Below are 16,785 nucleotides of genomic sequence, written 5' to 3' on the forward strand. Positions count from 1 at the left end.
TGTAAAAGCCTTTTGATAGACGTTACTACTACGTTTGCTGTAATTTCATGGAAAAAAGAGGTATACAGAAATATGATAGCTGATAAAATTAAAAATGCTCGTACTATAAAGAAACTTACACAGGAACAGGTTGCTGAAGACCTCAATGTTTCCAGGCAGACTATTTCTAACTGGGAAAATGGTGTTTGAGTTATAATAGGACCAAGTTAGATGAAAGCCAGTAAAATCAAGGGGTTATGCCTAATTTAGTCCTTATTTTTATACCAATTTAGCGGTAGATTAAGGCAGCGCTGTTATATCAAAACCGAAAATCCAAGTCAGTATCACAGATGTCCGCAATCAGTCTGAGAGTGAATCTGTGTGCTTAGATTAGGTACAATTTTATATCAAAACATTTAGTGAGGACTAAATTAGCACTTGAGATGGAATATTCCATCAGCTGGTTTGCTCCTCTTTTTATTTGAGAGGAGTGGTCGAATGGGCAAAGTGTTAATTTGGTTCGTAATCATTATTAGTACAGTGGTACTCTATTGTCTTATGAAAGTTAAGGCAGAGAGTGATGAACTGTATGAGGAATTAATCGTGTATATCGGGAAGGCCTAGAATATAATGAATTTACAGGCCAATTGAAATCCATCATTATGCCAGTATACCAATCCGCACAAAATTGTGGTTTTGGAAACTGGATTTACGAGGTGAGCTAGATGAAGGTACATAACAAATTAGTTAGAGATAAAATACCGGAAATAATAGAAAAAGACGGAAAGACTTGTGTAACTCATATTCTCTCAGGCGAGAAATATATAGTAGCATTGGAGACGAAGCTTAACGAAGAGGTGGCAGAGTATCAGGCTGATAAGAACCTTGAAGAAATGGCTGGTGTACTTGAAGTTCTTCAGGCGATATGCGTGGCAAGAGGTTATAGCTTGGATGAGCTTGAGACGATGAGAGCAAAGAAAGCTGATGAACGTGGTGGATTTAAGGATAAAGTATTTTTGGAATATGTTGAATAATGGGGAATGATTATGCATGAGCAGGTTGCAGGCTTTAAGGACATTCATACAGATATGCATTTCCTTCAATATCAACGGGAATATATAGTTTTCCTGTTGAGTTGGCAGCAAAGATTGCGGTACATACAGTAAACCGGTTCTTGCAGGATAATCCGGATTGTTTTGACCTGGTGGAATGGGTGCTATTTGATACTCATACTGAATCAGTGTATGAAGATGAGGTTGATAAGATATATTAAAAGATTAATCGGTTTAAGATTGGTTTGATTTACTCTGCTTAAACCGATTATTTAACCAATCAAGACTCCAAAATGCTATAAAATAGGGCTTATGATTGGTTTAATAGGGTCAAATTTAACTGATTTAAAAAGTTGCAATCTATTTACGGATGAAATAGGACATTTCTTCCTAAAAATAGTATGTTTATGGTATACTAGTATAATCCATTTTAGATAACAAACTATTTTAATACATATTCCTATTATGGTACAATTGAACCATCGGAGGTGCCAATTATGCCACATATCACATATTTGGCGTATCAGAAGCATGAAGCATGTTTCGATATTCCATAGGCGTACATCCGTATTTCTTGCGGAATAGCTGAAAGAAAAAGCTGGTATTCTGATATCCGACGGCAAGGCTGATATCATTTGTGGAAAGTGCGGTGCTCCTTAACAGTTTTGTCGCCTGAGAAAGCCGCTGTGTCTGGACCAGCTCTTTGTAAGTGGTTCCGGTATGCTGGCGTATGTAGGAAGAGAGATAGTTTGGGTGCATATTAAAAAACTCAGCTGTAGAAGAAAGGGTACAGTCCGCAAAGTTTGTTTCGATATATCGGAGTATGGTATAAATCTGATCCACAGAGGCGTGATCCAGAACCATATCGTGCTGGAAAAGATTAATCATCTCGCAGGTAATCAGCGTAAAAAGACTGTCTAAAAAAGGTCCGGATGTTACGGACGGAGAATAAAATTCACAGAGAAACTGGTTGGCAAGATCTGCCAGCCGGTTTTGTTTTTGTTCCGGGGAAAAGACAATATACCTGCTTTCCTGCATCGTGGTGTTCAGAGCCTCAATGAAAAAGTGTGTAAGGTAATTATCCTGAGACAGGCGTTCAAAAAAAGTACCGTTCAGATATTCGCGCGTCAGCAGAAAATTGATGATAATATCATTTTCTGAACATCTTTTGACAGAATGAGGGGCATTCTGGCTGATCAGAACCATCTGCCCGGCTTTTAGCCTGAATGTAGTCTTATTTATCGTCATTGTGCAGGAACCAGAATAAATATAACTCAACTCCAGCCACTCATGGATATGCAGAGGTACGTTTTCAAAACGATCCTGTTTTACAACAGCGAAGTTGTAATAACTCGGAAGAACTTTCTTTGAAAGAAATAAAGAACGCAGATCTTCAAGGTTCGTATCAAAACGGTAACAGGGTGTATCAAACTTACCGCTGGCAACAGGAAATTGTGAATAATCTTTCTTTACACCGTTCAGACGATGGGTTTCTTCGGGAGTGTGCTGCTTCAGAAATTGATTCAATGTAGATAATGTCATCATATATATTCTCTCCTTTTCGAGATATGAATGAACTGTGATTATGGTCATCAGCAGTTTATTTAACCTGTCTAAAATATACCATATTGGGGGCAAAGGTGTACAGAGTAATCTCGGATATTTATTAAGTTTGGTCGGTAAATCACTTATGTTTCGTTGATGTAATTTTAGTCTGTATAAAGTAAGATATCAGTAAGAAAAGGAGGCATAGGTTAGGATGAAGATATTTTTTGCAGTAGTGGTGATTGTTTTATTATTTGTAATCGGTGCGACATTATATGTCTACAAAAAAAGTGCCATGTTTTTGCCGGCACTTCTTGGCATCTGCGGATTTCCAAAAATAAAGGAAAGCAGCTATTACGATGAAAACGGACATTTCCGTCCAGGAACGGGGGAGGACAAAGTTGGATTTTTCATGCAGCATCCGGTATTCGGCGGTTTTAAACATATGTTTTTCAATGTGGAGGACAACGTGCTGAAAGCTATTGCGCCTGTAAAGTATAAGGATTTTTTAAAGGCGCAGGGTCGTGAGGAACAATTGGATGCAGCCTTGGAATCTTTCCATTATCTAACCGGACTTGTTGAGAAAGGTCAGGCAAGGCTGGTGCCGGATCTGTATCCTGCGGAAGCAGTGAATAGTCATCCGTACAGGTCACATCTGACGGGAATGTTTTATCAGGGACAACAGGGAAAACCACTTGCCATTGTAGTTCCGGGAGGCGGATTTATCAGTAATGTAACTGATTGCGAGGGGTATCCTGCGGCGATGAAGCTGCATAAAATGGGATATTCTGTTTTCGTCATAAGTTATCCGGTCGGCAGGCAGCTGGGTGAGACAGAACAGGTGAAGCAGGGACAGGCTGCCGCGAGGGAACTGACACAAGTGATCCGATATCTGACGGAGCATCAAAAACAGTTTTATGTAAACATGGATGATTATGCCATCTTTGGTTTTTCAGCAGGAGGACTTATGACCACGGCGTATTCATTTGCAAATTATGAGGACTGCTGCCACAAGAATCATCTGCCAAGACCGAAGGTGATCTTCCCTATGTATGGTCTGGACTGGAATATCAAAGCTTTGCCGGAGGACAAAGGACTGGCGGTATTTTCTATCGTAGGGCGGGGTGATGAGTTCGGTTTTGCAAATGTGGAAGATAAACTGCCGGAATTAGAGAAGGTACTGGGCAAAGAAAATGTGTCAGTTAAAATCATTGACGGTCTGGGACATGGATTTGGCATTGGATATGAAACAAAAGTGAAAAACTGGCTTCAGGAAGCGGTATCCTTCTGGGAAGCCCACAGATAACAGAGGGTAAGATTTATTTAAGGAGGATTTCATAATGAGTAGAAACTTGAAAGAATTAATCAGAGAGATGACGCTGGAGGAAAAAGCAGGACTTTGTTCGGGCGCGGATTTCTGGAACACAATGGGAATCGAAAGATTAGGGATTCCGTCCGCTATGATGACAGACGGCCCGCATGGTCTGCGCAAACAGGAAGGAGCGGCGGATCATCTCGGCCTGAATAAAAGTGTGAATGCAGTATGCTTCCCGGCAGCCTGCGCCACGGCATCCAGTTTTGACGTGGAACTGATGGAACGTATGGGACAGATCCTTGGTGATGAGTGTCAGGCTGAGAACGTGAGCATGCTCCTCGGTCCTGCGGTTAATATCAAACGAAGTCCTCTCTGCGGAAGGAATTTTGAATATATGTCCGAAGATCCTTATCTGACAGGTAAGATGGCGTCAGCATATATCCGGGGCGTACAGTCGAAAGGCATCGGAACCAGTATGAAACATTTCGCCGTGAATAATCAGGAAACAGACCGTATGCAGATATCGTCGGAAGTATCGGAACGGGCTTTCCGGGAAATTTATCTGCCGGCTTTTGAGGAGGCGGTGAAGAAAGCGCAGCCAAAGACTGTGATGTGCAGCTACAATAAGATCAACGGAGTATTTTCTTCAGAGAATAAGAAGCTTCTGACAGATATCCTGCGAGATGAGTGGGGATTTGAAGGATATGTGGTCAGTGACTGGGGAGCTGTAAATGACCGGGTGAAAGGGCTGAAAGCCGGTCTTGATCTGGAGATGCCGGGATCAGAGGGATATAATACAAGAAAGATTATCCGGGCAGTGGAGAATGGAGAGCTGGAGGAGGAGATTCTTGACAGAACGGTAGAGCGCATACTGAAAGTAGTCTTCTCCTACGCAGATAACCGGAAAGCAGAGACTGTATTTGATAGGGAAAAGGATCACAAGGCAGCGGCAGATATCGAAACAGAGTGTGCCGTACTTCTGGAAAATAAGGGGGCGCTGCCGCTGAGAAAAGAACAGAAAATAGTCTATATCGGGGAATTTGCAAAGAAACCGCGCTACCAGGGCGGGGGATCGAGCCACATCAATACGGACAGCGTAGTGTCAGCTCTGGAAACTGCGGTGAGAAAAGGCAGGGCAGTGGAGTATGTGAAGGGCTTCTCGTCAGAGCGTGACGAAATGACAGAAGAAGAACTGAAACAGGCGTGTGAAGCGGCTGCGGGAGCAGATGCAGTTGTAATCTTTGCCGGACTGCCGGACAGCTTTGAATCGGAAGGATATGACAGAACATCCATGGAACTGCCAAAGTGTCAGAATCGTCTTATAGAGGTTGTGGCTGAGATACAGAAGAATGTGGTGGTGGTCCTACATAACGGAAGTCCCGTAGAAACTCCGTGGGCTGAGTCTGTAAATGCCATTCTGGAGATGTATCTGGGAGGAGAAGGCATCGGGGAGGCCAGCGACCGGCTGTTATTCGGGGAGGCGAACCCGGGGGGACGTCTGGCGGAGACTTTCCCATATCGTTTGGAAGACAATCCGAGTTACCTGAATTTCCCCGGAGACGGCAGGACTGTTCTCTATGGAGAAGATATCTTTGTCGGATACCGCTACTATGATGCGAAGAAAGTACCGGTGCGCTGGGCATTCGGACATGGTCTGTCATATACGGAATTCAGCTACAGCAATATGAAACTCTCTTCTGTAGAAATGAAGGATGGAGATGTTCTGAGGGTAAGCATTGATGTGGAGAATACAGGAAAGATGGCAGGAAGTGAAGTAGTTCAGCTCTATGTCAGCGACAAAGACAGCACCGTGCCAAGAGCAGTGAAGGAACTGAAAGGGTTTGCGAAAGTATTTCTGAATCCGGGTGAGAAGAAGACGGTTACAATGGAGCTTTGTGCGAGAGATTTTGCTTACTACGAGACAAAGATTCACGACTGGTATACTCCGTCAGGTACATATGAGATCCAGATCGGACATGCCAGTGATGATATAAGAGAAACTGCCAAACTTTCATTTACTACAGATGTATCGCTGCCGTTTACTGTAGATATGACCACGACAATGGGAGAGTTAATGAGCCACCCGAAGACAGCAGGAAAAATGATGGAGTATCTTGAGGGGATATCACAGGGAGAAGAATCAAAGAAAGAAGAAGGAGAAGTAGAACTTGTGACTCCGGAAATTATAGCCCAGATGCCGCTGAAGTCATTTCTGAGTGTGATTCCAGGTGAAGCGATTGAACAGATGATTGTAGAGTTGAATTCTCTGTGTGCAGAAGAGGGAAAGTGAGAATAAAATATGAATCAAGATAAGATAAAAATGAGAGAAAAGCTGTCATTTGCAATGGCAAACTTTGGAAACATTCCGATTATGACACTGATCAACGGATATTTACTAATTTTTTATACCAATATATGCGGCTTGAGTCCTGCTGCATGTGCGACACTGTTCCTGATCGCACGCTTTCTAGATGCCATTAACGATCCGTTAGTTGGATTTATAATCGACCATCTTCCGACCAGAAAAATGGGACATTTCCGACCGACATTGATTCTGGGAACAATTCTGTGTAGCGTCAATTTCCTTCTGCTTTGGTTTGGACCTATGTTATCAACATCGGGGAAACTGGCAATCGCATATGTATCGTATATTCTGCTTGGTGTGTTGTTCCCAGTCATGGATATTTCGCTGAACAGTCTTCTGCCGGTTATGACAGAAGATATGAAAGAAAGGAACAGCTTAAGTACAATCAAAGGGCTTGCATATGTGATCGGGGCGCTTGTAATCGGTGTGGCAGCTCCACTTATTCTTGGAGATACTTCTAACAAACAGGGATATATTAATCTTGTTCTGATCATGACAGCAGTGATTTTTTTCTTCTCTATTATAGGAACCATGGGAGTAAAAGAACGTGTAAAACCACAGATGGAGAACAGCTATTCTGTAAAAGAATTATTCAAGATTCTCAGTCAGAAGCCGGTGTACATTACATTCCTTGCTGTACTGTTATATTCGATTGGAAGCAATATCGTGAATGCAGCAAATACATACTTTTATACATATATTTTTGAAGACCTGACGTTGGCGTCTATTATTACGCTTATTACATGTGTTGCTGTTTTTCCGGCTACAATGGTCATTGGTAATCTGATTGGAAGGTTTGGAAAGAAGAAAATGTATGCGATTGGACTTGCACTTGCAGGACTTGCACCAATCATCCGTCTGTTGGATGTGAGGAGCATTCCCCTTCTTATTGTCTCTGTATTGATTGCAGGAATAGGAGCCGGCTTTGCAGCACCTCTTAATTATGGAATACAGGCAGATAATACAGATTATATCGAAGTGTCTATGGGAATTAGGGCAGAAGGTGCTGTCGCATCTCTTTCCAGCTTTGTCTCCAAGTGTGCAATGGGAATCGGTGGTGCGATTCCGGGGTATCTGCTGCAGTTAGCAGGATTTGACAGTAAGGCGGCAGTACAGAATGACGATGTGATTAATGTGATCGTCCTCTGTGTGCTAATATTGCCGGCAATCGTAAATGTGGTGGCCATTGTGATCTTCTCAAAAGGTTATCCTATTACCAAGGAAAAATTGAATGAGCAGACATATCTGTTGAGGGAGAAACGGTCAAAAGCGGGAACAAGTGAATAAGAATGATAGAGAAGGAGTATCAGCATGGGAAAGATTTATGCGGCAAAAACAAATCATATCACAAATCCGATAGGGTTTAATATGGATACTATTGCATTTTCATGGAAAGTGAAAGGATGCAGGGGACAGAACCAGAAACATGCAAGGATTGTAATCAGCAAGAATAAAACCTTTACAGATATCTGTTACGATACAGGTGAAACAGAGTTGGACAGCCTCTCTACAAGAGTAGAATTTGAAATACAGCCGTATACAAGATATTACTGGAAGGTCATTGTTGCAACAGATGTAGAGGAAGTAATCGAATCAGATGTACAGTTTTTTGAGACTGCCAAAATGGATGAACCATGGACTGGAAGATGGATTACTTGTGACAGCAGTCAGGAACGTCATCCGATTTTTTCAAAAAGGATTGAACCGAAAAAAAAAGTGAAAAGAGCAAGGTTGTACATTTGCGGTCTGGGATTGTATGAGGCATATTTTCTGGGGGAAAGCAAAGAAAATCCTGAGAAAATCGGTGATGAGTATCTGACTCCGTACTGCAATAATTATGACCAGTGGATCCAGTATCAGACGTATGACATCACGAAACAGGCAGAACAAGGCGGTGTGCTGTCTGTTCTTCTCGGGAACGGCTGGTATAAAGGCAGGTTCGGTTTCAATGATCCGGAGCGGGAAGCATATTACGGTGACGAGTGGAAGCTGATTGCGGAGATTCACATAGAGTACAAAGACGGAACGAAAGATGTGATCAGTTCTGATGAAACCTGGTCAGTTACAAGAAGCAATTTGTGGTTTTCCAATATCTATGACGGTGAGAGAAGAGATGATACGCTGCCGCCGGTAGAGGAGTCTCCTGCGCGGATCGCAAAGGTTCCGAAAGGCCGGCTTATGGAACGGTTATCTCTTCCGGTTAAGGTACAGGAGGAGATGAAGCCGGCAGAACTGATCCATACGCCTGCTGGAGAAGATGTATTTGATCTGGGGCAGGAGATCGCAGGGATCTTCCGACTGCGTGTACATGAGCCGGCGGGGACAACTATCAGGATTCAGACGGGAGAGGTGCTTCAGGACGGATGTTTCTATAACGAGAATTTAAGAACTGCACTTTCGGAGTACATTTATGTTTCTGATGGTACAGAAAAGGTGATTACGCCTCATTTTACATACTATGGCTATCGATATGTGAAAGTGACCGGGATTAGGGATCTTTCATGTGAGGATTTCACGGCGCTTGTTCTTTACAGCGATTATGAGAGCATCGGGGCAATCGAGACAGGGAATGATCTTGTGAACAAATTGATCTCCAATATCGAATGGGGGATGAAAGGAAACTTCCTGGATGTGCCTACAGACTGCCCGCAAAGAGATGAGAGAATGGGCTGGACAGGGGATGCACAGGTATTTTCTGCGACTGCAAGCTATCTGGCTGATACCTACGCGTTTTACCGGAAATATTTATATGACATGTATCAGGAACAGCTTCTGGCGGACGGAATGGTTCCGGAGATTGTCCCCACATTCGGACCGACAAAATGTTCCTGCGCATGGGGAGACGCTGCGTGTATCATTCCGTGGAACGTATATCTGTTCAGCGGGGACAAAACAATCCTGGAAAGCCAGATTGAGAGCATGAAGGCATGGGTTGATTATATTCGCAGGATTGACGGAGATCATCACGGATGGAGACAGATCTTCCATTATGGAGACTGGCTGGCTCTCGACCGTACAGGCGCTGCCGCGAACAGTGTGTACGGGGCGACCGATGAAGCATATATCGCGGATATCTACTATGCGGCAAGCGCCCAGACAGTCGCAAAGGCGGCGGACGTGCTTGGACTGGAAGAAACGAGACAGGAATATCAGGAAATCGCAGACCGTCAGTGGCGGGCAGTGAAAGAAGAATATTTTACTTCCACAGGAAGATGTGCGGTGAAGACGCAGACAGGGCTTATCCTTGCGCTGAAGTATCATCTGTCTGAAAATGAAGAACTGACAAAGCAGATGATGAAAAAACTCCTCCGGGACAACAAAAATAAACTGAATACCGGGTTTGTGGGTACGCCGCTTCTGTGCAACGTGCTGACAGACCACGGGATGACGGATGCGGCGTACCGGCTGCTTTTGAACGAAGAATATCCGGGTTGGCTTTATGAAGTGAAGCTGGGGGCAACGACCGTGTGGGAGCGTTGGAATTCACTGGATGAGAACGGCCATGTCTCCAGCACGGGAATGAACAGCCTGAATCATTATTCATATGGCGCCGTACTGGAATGGATCTTCCGCCATGCGGCCGGGATTGATGTGACGGAACAGAGTCCGGGAGGCCGGGTGATGCGGATCAGCCCGAAAGTGAATCGCGGACTGGGATATGTAAAAGCGGTTTATGATTCAGCATGCGGATGCTATCAGTGCGGTTGGGAGATATCAGGGGATAATAAAATCACTGTCACTGTTACAGTTCCGTTTGGCGGAAGGGCAGAAGTGGTTCTTCCACTTGCGCCGGAATCTGTATATGAAGATAAAGAAAACCCACTGTTTGAAGATGTAGAAAACGGAATTTGCCGTGTGAAAGCCGGAGAATATGAAGTCACTTATGAGGCGTCACAGCCTTTAAAGAGGAAATACAGCATAGATTCGACAATGGAAGAACTGCTGAACCATCCGGATATTCGCGCGTTTCTTTCTCAAATGATGGAAGTGGATATGATTCCGGATATTGCATATGGACTTTCGCTTAGAGATGTCGCGAAAACATTCGCAGGAGAAATCAAACCAGAGGAAGCACAGATGCTGGATATTGCACTGGCAAACTTCTAATAAGGAGCAGAGAGATGAAGAAAGAAAATTAGAAAGTAAAATTATCTGAAAAAATAGGGATGTTGATGGTATGTGCAGGAAACATACCGCTTATGACACTTTTATCCGTATATTTTATGATCTATTACACAACTGTGGTGGGACTGGATCCCAAGGCGCTTGCGACCTTGTTTTTAATCTCTAAGGTAATGGATGGAATCAGCGATCCTGTCATGGGCTTTATTCTGGATAGATTTCCCGTAACAAAAATGGGAAAATTTCGCCCTATGCTGATTCTGGGAACCATTATCTGTGTCATAAACTATATTCTGCTGTGGTTTGGCGCTGTCTGGAGTCCTGTAGGAAAATATGTGATCGTTTATGTTACCTATTTGCTGTTGGGATGGACCTTTGATATCATGGACATCTCCAAAAACAGTCTTCTTCCGGTTATGACTACAGATGATAAAGAAAGAAACAGCCTGTCTCTTTTCAACGCATTAGGATCGATGATTGGAGGAGCGGTGATTGGAGTATTAGGACCTGTTATAGTAGCAGATGGAAAACTGGAAAGTTATTATGTATTAATCTTCGGATCTATGGCTCTGACGCTCGTTCTTTCCATCTCAGGTGCACTCAGTGTTAAAGAACGTGTGGAGTTCGGGGAAAATAATGAGGAAAAGTACAGTTTAAAAGAGATGCTTCAATTTCTGAGATATAAGCCTATATGGGCAGCGTTTGCAGCTACTTTAATAGTAGGGACAGGAAGTTCAATAGCTGGCGGAGCAGGAGCATATTTTTATACATATGTTTTAGGGGATATGAAACTGATGTCGGGAGTTTCTATTATTGGCTTAATTGCATCACTGGTTGGAATTGTGATGGGACCATATCTTGCCAATCGGTTTGGGAAAAAGAAAGTTTACCTGACCGCGGTCATAATATCGACAGCGCTTAACCTGCTTCGACTGCTGGATGTGACGTCTATGATTTTAATATATATCAGCGCTCTTATCGGAGGTGTGGCAGGAGGATGGATGGTTCCGGTCAGTACCAGCATACAGGCGGACAATACCACTTATGTACAGTATAAAACGGGTAAACGGGCGGAAGCAGCCATCGCTTCACTCACATCCTTTGTCAGTAAGGTCGCGCAGGGGCTGGGAGGAGCAATTCCAGGGTATGTGATCGCAGCATATGGATTTGTTACCGGCGCATCTGTCCAACCTGAGAGTATCAATACAGGCATTATCCTGTGCGCATTGATCCTGCCGCTGATATTTGGAATATTAGGGTCGCTTATCTTTGGCACACAGTATACGCTGGATCAGAAAGCAGTAATAGAGATGGACGCTAAAATCAACAGGAATAACTAATCCGGCAGGGAGGTTGCTATGGAGCTTACAAGACTTAAGGTAAACAGTCAATACAGACCATGCGTGGACGAAGTACCTTATTTTTCATGGGTGATCATCAGTGACAAAAAGAATGTGATGCAGACATCCTATCATATTACAGTGACAAGTCTGGGAGAAGTAGTGTGGGATTCCGGGGTGATAGAAAGTGATAAAAGCACTTTTGTAGAGTACAACGGGAAACCATTGAAAAGTCTCAGTGACTATAGCTGGACAGTGAAAGTGACGGTTAATAACGGAGAAAAGGCGGCGGCATCCTCATCCTTTGAGACGGGATTTATGAAGAAAGAATGGACGGCCGAGTGGGTGAAATCTCCGTTCCCGATGAAAAAGGTAAAACCTGGAACCGGCGGGCAGAATCCGGCAGAATATTTCCGCAAAGAATTTGACGCACGAGACGGTATAAAACGGGCACGCGTCTATGCCACATGCCACGGAGCATATCAGCTCAGCGTGAACGGAATACGTCCGGACGACAGAGAGTTTGCTCCGGAATTTACCGTCTATTCTAAATATCTGTGTTACCAGACTTATGATGTGACTCCATTCTTGAGAGAGGGAAGAAATGTCATAGGAATGTTAGTGGGGGACGGCTGGTATGACAGTGCGAACTTTAAACCGAGAAGCAGGAAGTTTAAAGCCGAACATTCTGTGTTATTTCAGATAAAGATTGATTATGAAGACGGAACGAGTGAAATTGTTCTGTCCGATGATGCTGTGAAGGTTTCGGAAAGTCCGGTCCGGTCTTCCGATTTGTTTGCAGGCGAACTCTATGACGCACGGATGGAACAGGAAAACTGGAACTGCTGCGGATTCGATGACAGCAGCTGGAAAGCAGGTATCCCATGCGGAAAATCTTACGCGAACCTGGTAGCTCAGTACGGGGAACCGGTGCGCCCGGTAAAGGAAGTACCGGCAGTCGGAATGACAGTCAGCCCGAAAGACGAGACGATCATTGACTTCGGGCAGAATCTGGCGGGGGTTCTGCGCGTAAAAGCGAAACTGCCTGCCGGAACAAAAATGGTATTAGATCATTTTGAAACTCTGGATCAATATGGAAACTATTTCAATAATATTTTCATGTCAGAGAAAACAGGACACAAACAAAGCGATATTTATATTTCAAAAGGGAAATTTACAGAATATATACCGCATTTTACATATCACGGTTTCCGCTATGTGAGAGTGACATGCAATCAGCCGGTGAGTCCGGAGGATTTCACAGCGATTGTCCTGTCTTCTGACAATGAGGATCTGGGAACTTTTGAGACGTCCAACGAAGATATAAACCGGCTTTACGAAAATACAAGATGGTCTCAGCGGTCGAATCTGTTCTCAATCCCCACGGACTGTCCGCAGAGAGAAAAAGGCGGATGGACCGGAGATATCCAGATTTATGCAAGAACAGCCATGCTCAACGAAAATGTAACCCCGTTTCTGACAAGATGGCTGCGTAATATGACCTGCAGCCAGCAGAAAAACGGAGCGATTCCCAATGTGATCCCCCTTACCGGAATCTATGAATTACTGGAGAAACTGAATCGGATCGTATACCGCAATTTTGAACCGGTGGGAGAAGCGGGATGGGGAGATGCCGCTTGTATCGTACCGTGGAGCATGTATCAGCTTACAGGAAATATCAGGATACTGAGAGAGCAGTATGACACAATGAAAAAGTGGTGCGACTATATCATCAACACTGCAAAGAAGCGTAGAGGCAAGATGAAACATCCAAAAGAAATTGACCAGTATCTGTGGAATACAGGACATCAGTACGGGGAGTGGCTCATACCGAGCCAGACAGTAGACGGAGCAGACCAAAGCGCTGCAAAACCTATCAATACTTCTGTATACTGCGCGCCAATCTTTGGATGGAATTCCTGTCGGATCATGGCAGATACAGCAGCACTCCTCGGGCATACATCAGACGAATTATACTATGATGACATTGCGTCCAGAATGAAATCTGCCATTCAAAAAGGACTGATCGATGATGATGGGAAGATGCCTCTTGATTTTATGGGCAGTTATGTGCTGGCAATCGCATTTGATCTTGCTCCTGAAAGGAAGAAAAAAAGTATCGCCGGACATTTGATCCGCAAGATAGAAGAAAACGGGGATTGTCTGGATACAGGATTCCTGACGACACCGTATCTGCTGGATGCACTCTGTAAGATCGGCAGGATGGACAAGGCATATAAAATCCTGCTCCAGACAAAGTGCCCGTCATGGCTTTATGAGGTGAAGCAGGGAGCGACAACAATCTGGGAAAATTACATTTCTTACAAGGAGGACGGGTCTCCGGTTATGACAAGCCTGAACCATTATGCCTTTGGATGCGTGGACGACTGGATGTTCCGGAAGATAAGCGGCATTGATATGGCTGCTTCCGGATTTAAGAAGATTGTGATTGCGCCGGAGCCGAATAATGCGTTTACAAGTGCAAAACGTACCTATATGAGTGAGTACGGTAAAGTAGGGGCAGAGTGGAGTATGGAAGAGGGGAAATTTAAATTGAAAGTGGAGATTCCCTGTAACACAACTGCCACTGTAAAACTGCCGGATGGCAGATTGTATGAGGTGGGGAGCGGAATATATCAGTTTGAATAAAAGTATCAAAGGAAATAAAATGACAGTATTTGTGAGAACTGACCGGCAAAAGCAGACGGTCAGTTTTTCTTAATACGAAAGTTGAAAATAATACGAGGAGTTTAGGATTATGAAAAAGAAAATATTGAAGATTACCTTAAGTGTCGTTTTAATTTTGATTCTGGCTGTGGGTATAGGTCTGGCATATTTAGTAGGGGCGGCAGGCGGTGGTGGACCGTTTGATTTTGTTTGGAAGAACAAACTGAAAAAAATGCCAGGAAACGCAGAAAAATATAGTCTGGAAAATGTAGAACCCTTAGAAAACAGTCCGCTTGAAGGAAAGCGTATTTGCTATCTTGGATCGTCTGTAACTTTAGGGCTGTACTCAATGGATGTTTCCTTTGTAGATTATATCTCTTATAGAAATGGCTGTGAGTATGTAAAAGAGGCCGTAAGTGGTACTACTTTAGTGGATAACGGAAAGACGTCTTATATCCAGAGGATGAAAAATAATATCGGTACAGATGAGAAATTCGATGCATTTGTCTGCCAGCTTTCCACGAATGACGCGTCGAAGGAAATGCCGATAGGAGAACTCAGCCGTTCAGAAAATTTGGAAGATTTTGATACACAGACGATAACAGGAGCAATGGAATATATCATTGTATATGCAAAGCAGACATGGAATTGTCCCGTGATCTTTTATACTGGAACAAAATATGACAGTAAACAGTATCAGCAGATGGTAGATGTATTATTTGAGCTTCAGGATAAATATGGAATAGGCGTGATCGACCTTTGGAATGACGAGGAGATGAATGACGTTTCTGAAAAAGAATATGAAGTTTATATGGCAGATCCGGTTCATCCGACGCAGGCAGGATATCTGGAATGGTGGACGCCTAAGATGGAAGAATATTTATATTAATTTTTAGAAAGATGATTATTATATTAAGTTTCGTCGGTAAACCGCTTATATATCGTTGGTGATTTGCCCTTTGGGATTATTTATAATTGAATCAAACAATGAAAGGACGGATAACGAAATGGAAAATGCAGTTACAAAAAGAGAAAAAATCAGTTATGGTTTGTATTTTATGGGACAGAATGTATTCTATGGACTGATAGGATATATGACTACATATTTTACAGATATCGGCATAACGGCAGCATTGGTTGCGATCGTGGCGCTGATCACGAAAGTGTGGGATGCCATCAACGATCCGATCTTCGGTATGATCATGGATAAGGTAAATTTTAAGAAAGGGAAATTCCTGCCGTGGCTTCAAATATCTGTCATAGCGATTCCGGTGGCGACCATTCTTCTTTTTACAATACCTACCGGGATTCCCATGATGGCTAAAATCATATGGGCAACACTTGCTTATATGTTATGGGATACAGCCTATACCCTTTGTGATGTGCCGATTTTTGGTATTGTCACCACGATGACAACGGACCAGAAGGAACGTATTTCACTAAACAGTATAGGAAGGATGTTTGTTATTTTTGCAGGTATTGTTACAGGAATTGTCCTGCCGTTGGTACGGCAGCGGTTAGGCGGCTGGGCGACAACAGTAATTGTGTTATCTCTTTTGTCAGTTGTTATGATGATTCCAATCTGTCTGTTCGCAAAGGAGAGAGTAATTGAAAAAGAAAGAGCACTGGACGAAGGGGCAGAAGATAGTTATACGCTGCGCGATATGGCAGAATGTCTGCGAAAGAACAAATATTTATTGATTTTCTTTGCGGCTCCGCTCATCAGCAGCCTGCTTAATGTTGGTGCAAATTGGGGCTTATATGTTGCCCGGTACTGCCTTGGCGGTGAAGAAGCTGCCTCATATGTTTCGATGACGGTGATTATTCCAACCTTAATCGGTGCGGTTATGGCAGTAGAATTATGCAAGAAATATGACAAATTTAAAGTCTTCTATATTTCATATGTTTTCGCTTTACTTCTGGGAATTGTAAGATTCATTGCTGGGTATGAGAATATGACGGTGTATGTGACTTTAAATGCCTTAGGAGGAATTCCGCTGGGAATAGCAGTTATACTGCAGTATCAGTTTACGCCGGACTGCTACGAGTATGGACAGTACAAGACAGGATTAAAAATGCGTGGTGTAACGTTTGCAGCGCAGACATTTTTTACAAAATTAAATGGAGCGGTCGCAACAGCAGTCAGTGTGTTTGCGTTAACTTTAATCGGCTTCCGGGAAGGAGAAGGCGTTGTTCAGGCGGCAGGATTTGCCGATAAATTATGGACATTCAGCTGTCTTGGCAGCATTATCGGGGGGATTTGCACTCTGCTTATGCTTCGCCTTTACAAGCTTAATGACCATGATGTCCAGCTGATGGCAAAATGCAACAATGGTGAGATTAGCCGTGAAGAGGCAGAGTCACAGATGATCAATCAGTATTAAGAAAAGAATGGAGGAC

At 43.5% G+C, this 16,785-nt stretch carries 12 protein-coding genes; 11 read left to right on the top strand and 1 reads right to left on the bottom strand.

What is annotated here, in order from left to right; all coding sequences use genetic code 11:
• Nucleotides 1–72 precede the first annotated feature (72 nt).
• The 3 genes from DWZ38_RS17235 to DWZ38_RS17240 all read left to right on the top strand — a co-directional run bounded on the left by DWZ38_RS17235 (nucleotide 73) and on the right by DWZ38_RS17240 (nucleotide 1,013).
• Nucleotides 73–189, top strand: a complete 117-nt coding sequence (locus tag DWZ38_RS17235; RefSeq protein WP_117854322.1) for a helix-turn-helix transcriptional regulator — start codon at nucleotides 73–75, stop codon at nucleotides 187–189.
• A gap of 288 nt (nucleotides 190–477) precedes the next feature.
• Complete coding sequence (locus tag DWZ38_RS23175; protein WP_262579799.1) at nucleotides 478–603, top strand: hypothetical protein; 126 nt, start codon at nucleotides 478–480, stop codon at nucleotides 601–603.
• 101 nt (nucleotides 604–704) lie between these two features.
• The gene (locus DWZ38_RS17240; protein WP_117854323.1) at nucleotides 705–1,013 is read left to right on the top strand and encodes a nucleoside triphosphate pyrophosphohydrolase; all 309 of its coding nucleotides are present in this window, start codon (nucleotides 705–707) and stop codon (nucleotides 1,011–1,013) included.
• A 525-nt stretch (nucleotides 1,014–1,538) separates the two neighbouring features.
• Here the strand turns inward: DWZ38_RS17240 and DWZ38_RS17250 are convergent.
• Nucleotides 1,539–2,576 (bottom strand): AraC family transcriptional regulator, encoded by a 1,038-nt coding sequence (locus DWZ38_RS17250; protein WP_178105360.1) that lies wholly within the window; start codon nucleotides 2,574–2,576, stop codon nucleotides 1,539–1,541.
• Nucleotides 2,577–2,790: 214 nt separating this feature from the next.
• On the opposite strand from DWZ38_RS17250, the gene DWZ38_RS17255 reads away from it, so the two are divergent.
• The 8 genes from DWZ38_RS17255 (at nucleotide 2,791) to DWZ38_RS17290 (ending at nucleotide 16,769) form a co-directional block, all read left to right on the top strand.
• Complete coding sequence (locus DWZ38_RS17255) at nucleotides 2,791–3,882, top strand: alpha/beta hydrolase (RefSeq protein ID WP_117854326.1); 1,092 nt, start codon at nucleotides 2,791–2,793, stop codon at nucleotides 3,880–3,882.
• Between the two features lie 34 nt (nucleotides 3,883–3,916).
• Nucleotides 3,917–6,181, top strand: coding sequence for a glycoside hydrolase family 3 C-terminal domain-containing protein (locus DWZ38_RS17260; RefSeq protein WP_117854327.1), 2,265 nt, complete (start codon nucleotides 3,917–3,919; stop codon nucleotides 6,179–6,181).
• 9 nt (nucleotides 6,182–6,190) lie between these two features.
• Nucleotides 6,191–7,543, top strand: a complete 1,353-nt coding sequence (locus DWZ38_RS17265; protein ID WP_117854328.1) for a glycoside-pentoside-hexuronide (GPH):cation symporter — start codon at nucleotides 6,191–6,193, stop codon at nucleotides 7,541–7,543.
• 24 nt (nucleotides 7,544–7,567) lie between these two features.
• On the top strand, nucleotides 7,568–10,363 hold the full coding sequence (locus DWZ38_RS17270; RefSeq protein WP_117854329.1) for an alpha-L-rhamnosidase: 2,796 nt from the start codon (nucleotides 7,568–7,570) through the stop codon (nucleotides 10,361–10,363).
• Nucleotides 10,364–10,455: 92 nt separating this feature from the next.
• Complete coding sequence (locus DWZ38_RS17275) at nucleotides 10,456–11,718, top strand: glycoside-pentoside-hexuronide (GPH):cation symporter (RefSeq protein WP_178105361.1); 1,263 nt, start codon at nucleotides 10,456–10,458, stop codon at nucleotides 11,716–11,718.
• 18 nt (nucleotides 11,719–11,736) lie between these two features.
• Nucleotides 11,737–14,367 carry a family 78 glycoside hydrolase catalytic domain gene (locus DWZ38_RS17280; protein WP_117854331.1) on the top strand — a complete coding sequence of 877 codons (2,631 nt, stop codon included), beginning with the start codon at nucleotides 11,737–11,739 and terminating at the stop codon, nucleotides 14,365–14,367.
• A gap of 109 nt (nucleotides 14,368–14,476) precedes the next feature.
• On the top strand, nucleotides 14,477–15,274 hold the full coding sequence (locus tag DWZ38_RS17285; RefSeq protein ID WP_180210996.1) for an SGNH/GDSL hydrolase family protein: 798 nt from the start codon (nucleotides 14,477–14,479) through the stop codon (nucleotides 15,272–15,274).
• A 118-nt stretch (nucleotides 15,275–15,392) separates the two neighbouring features.
• Nucleotides 15,393–16,769: a glycoside-pentoside-hexuronide (GPH):cation symporter gene (locus DWZ38_RS17290; protein ID WP_117854333.1), complete on the top strand. Its 1,377-nt coding sequence runs from the start codon at nucleotides 15,393–15,395 to the stop codon at nucleotides 16,767–16,769.
• Nucleotides 16,770–16,785 lie beyond the last annotated feature (16 nt).

The organism is Ruminococcus sp. AF31-8BH, assembly GCF_003460605.1.
In the GTDB taxonomy this organism is placed as follows: domain Bacteria; phylum Bacillota; class Clostridia; order Lachnospirales; family Lachnospiraceae; genus Blautia_A; species Blautia_A acetigignens.

Bases quoted from the DNA above. Each gene is read 5' to 3' on its own strand.
- DWZ38_RS17290 (WP_117854333.1), top strand. From the start codon at position 15,393: ATGGAAAATGCAGTTACAAAAAGAGAAAAAATCAGTTATGGTTTGTAT.
- DWZ38_RS23175 (WP_262579799.1), top strand. From the start codon at position 478: ATGGGCAAAGTGTTAATTTGGTTCGTAATCATTATTAGTACAGTGGTA.
- DWZ38_RS17280 (WP_117854331.1), top strand. From the start codon at position 11,737: ATGGAGCTTACAAGACTTAAGGTAAACAGTCAATACAGACCATGCGTG.
- DWZ38_RS17270 (WP_117854329.1), top strand. From the start codon at position 7,568: ATGGGAAAGATTTATGCGGCAAAAACAAATCATATCACAAATCCGATA.
- DWZ38_RS17260 (WP_117854327.1), top strand. From the start codon at position 3,917: ATGAGTAGAAACTTGAAAGAATTAATCAGAGAGATGACGCTGGAGGAA.
- DWZ38_RS17240 (WP_117854323.1), top strand. From the start codon at position 705: ATGAAGGTACATAACAAATTAGTTAGAGATAAAATACCGGAAATAATA.
- DWZ38_RS17250 (WP_178105360.1), bottom strand. From the start codon at position 2,576: ATGATGACATTATCTACATTGAATCAATTTCTGAAGCAGCACACTCCC.
- DWZ38_RS17285 (WP_180210996.1), top strand. From the start codon at position 14,477: ATGAAAAAGAAAATATTGAAGATTACCTTAAGTGTCGTTTTAATTTTG.
- DWZ38_RS17235 (WP_117854322.1), top strand. From the start codon at position 73: ATGATAGCTGATAAAATTAAAAATGCTCGTACTATAAAGAAACTTACA.
- DWZ38_RS17265 (WP_117854328.1), top strand. From the start codon at position 6,191: ATGAATCAAGATAAGATAAAAATGAGAGAAAAGCTGTCATTTGCAATG.
- DWZ38_RS17255 (WP_117854326.1), top strand. From the start codon at position 2,791: ATGAAGATATTTTTTGCAGTAGTGGTGATTGTTTTATTATTTGTAATC.
- DWZ38_RS17275 (WP_178105361.1), top strand. From the start codon at position 10,456: ATGACACTTTTATCCGTATATTTTATGATCTATTACACAACTGTGGTG.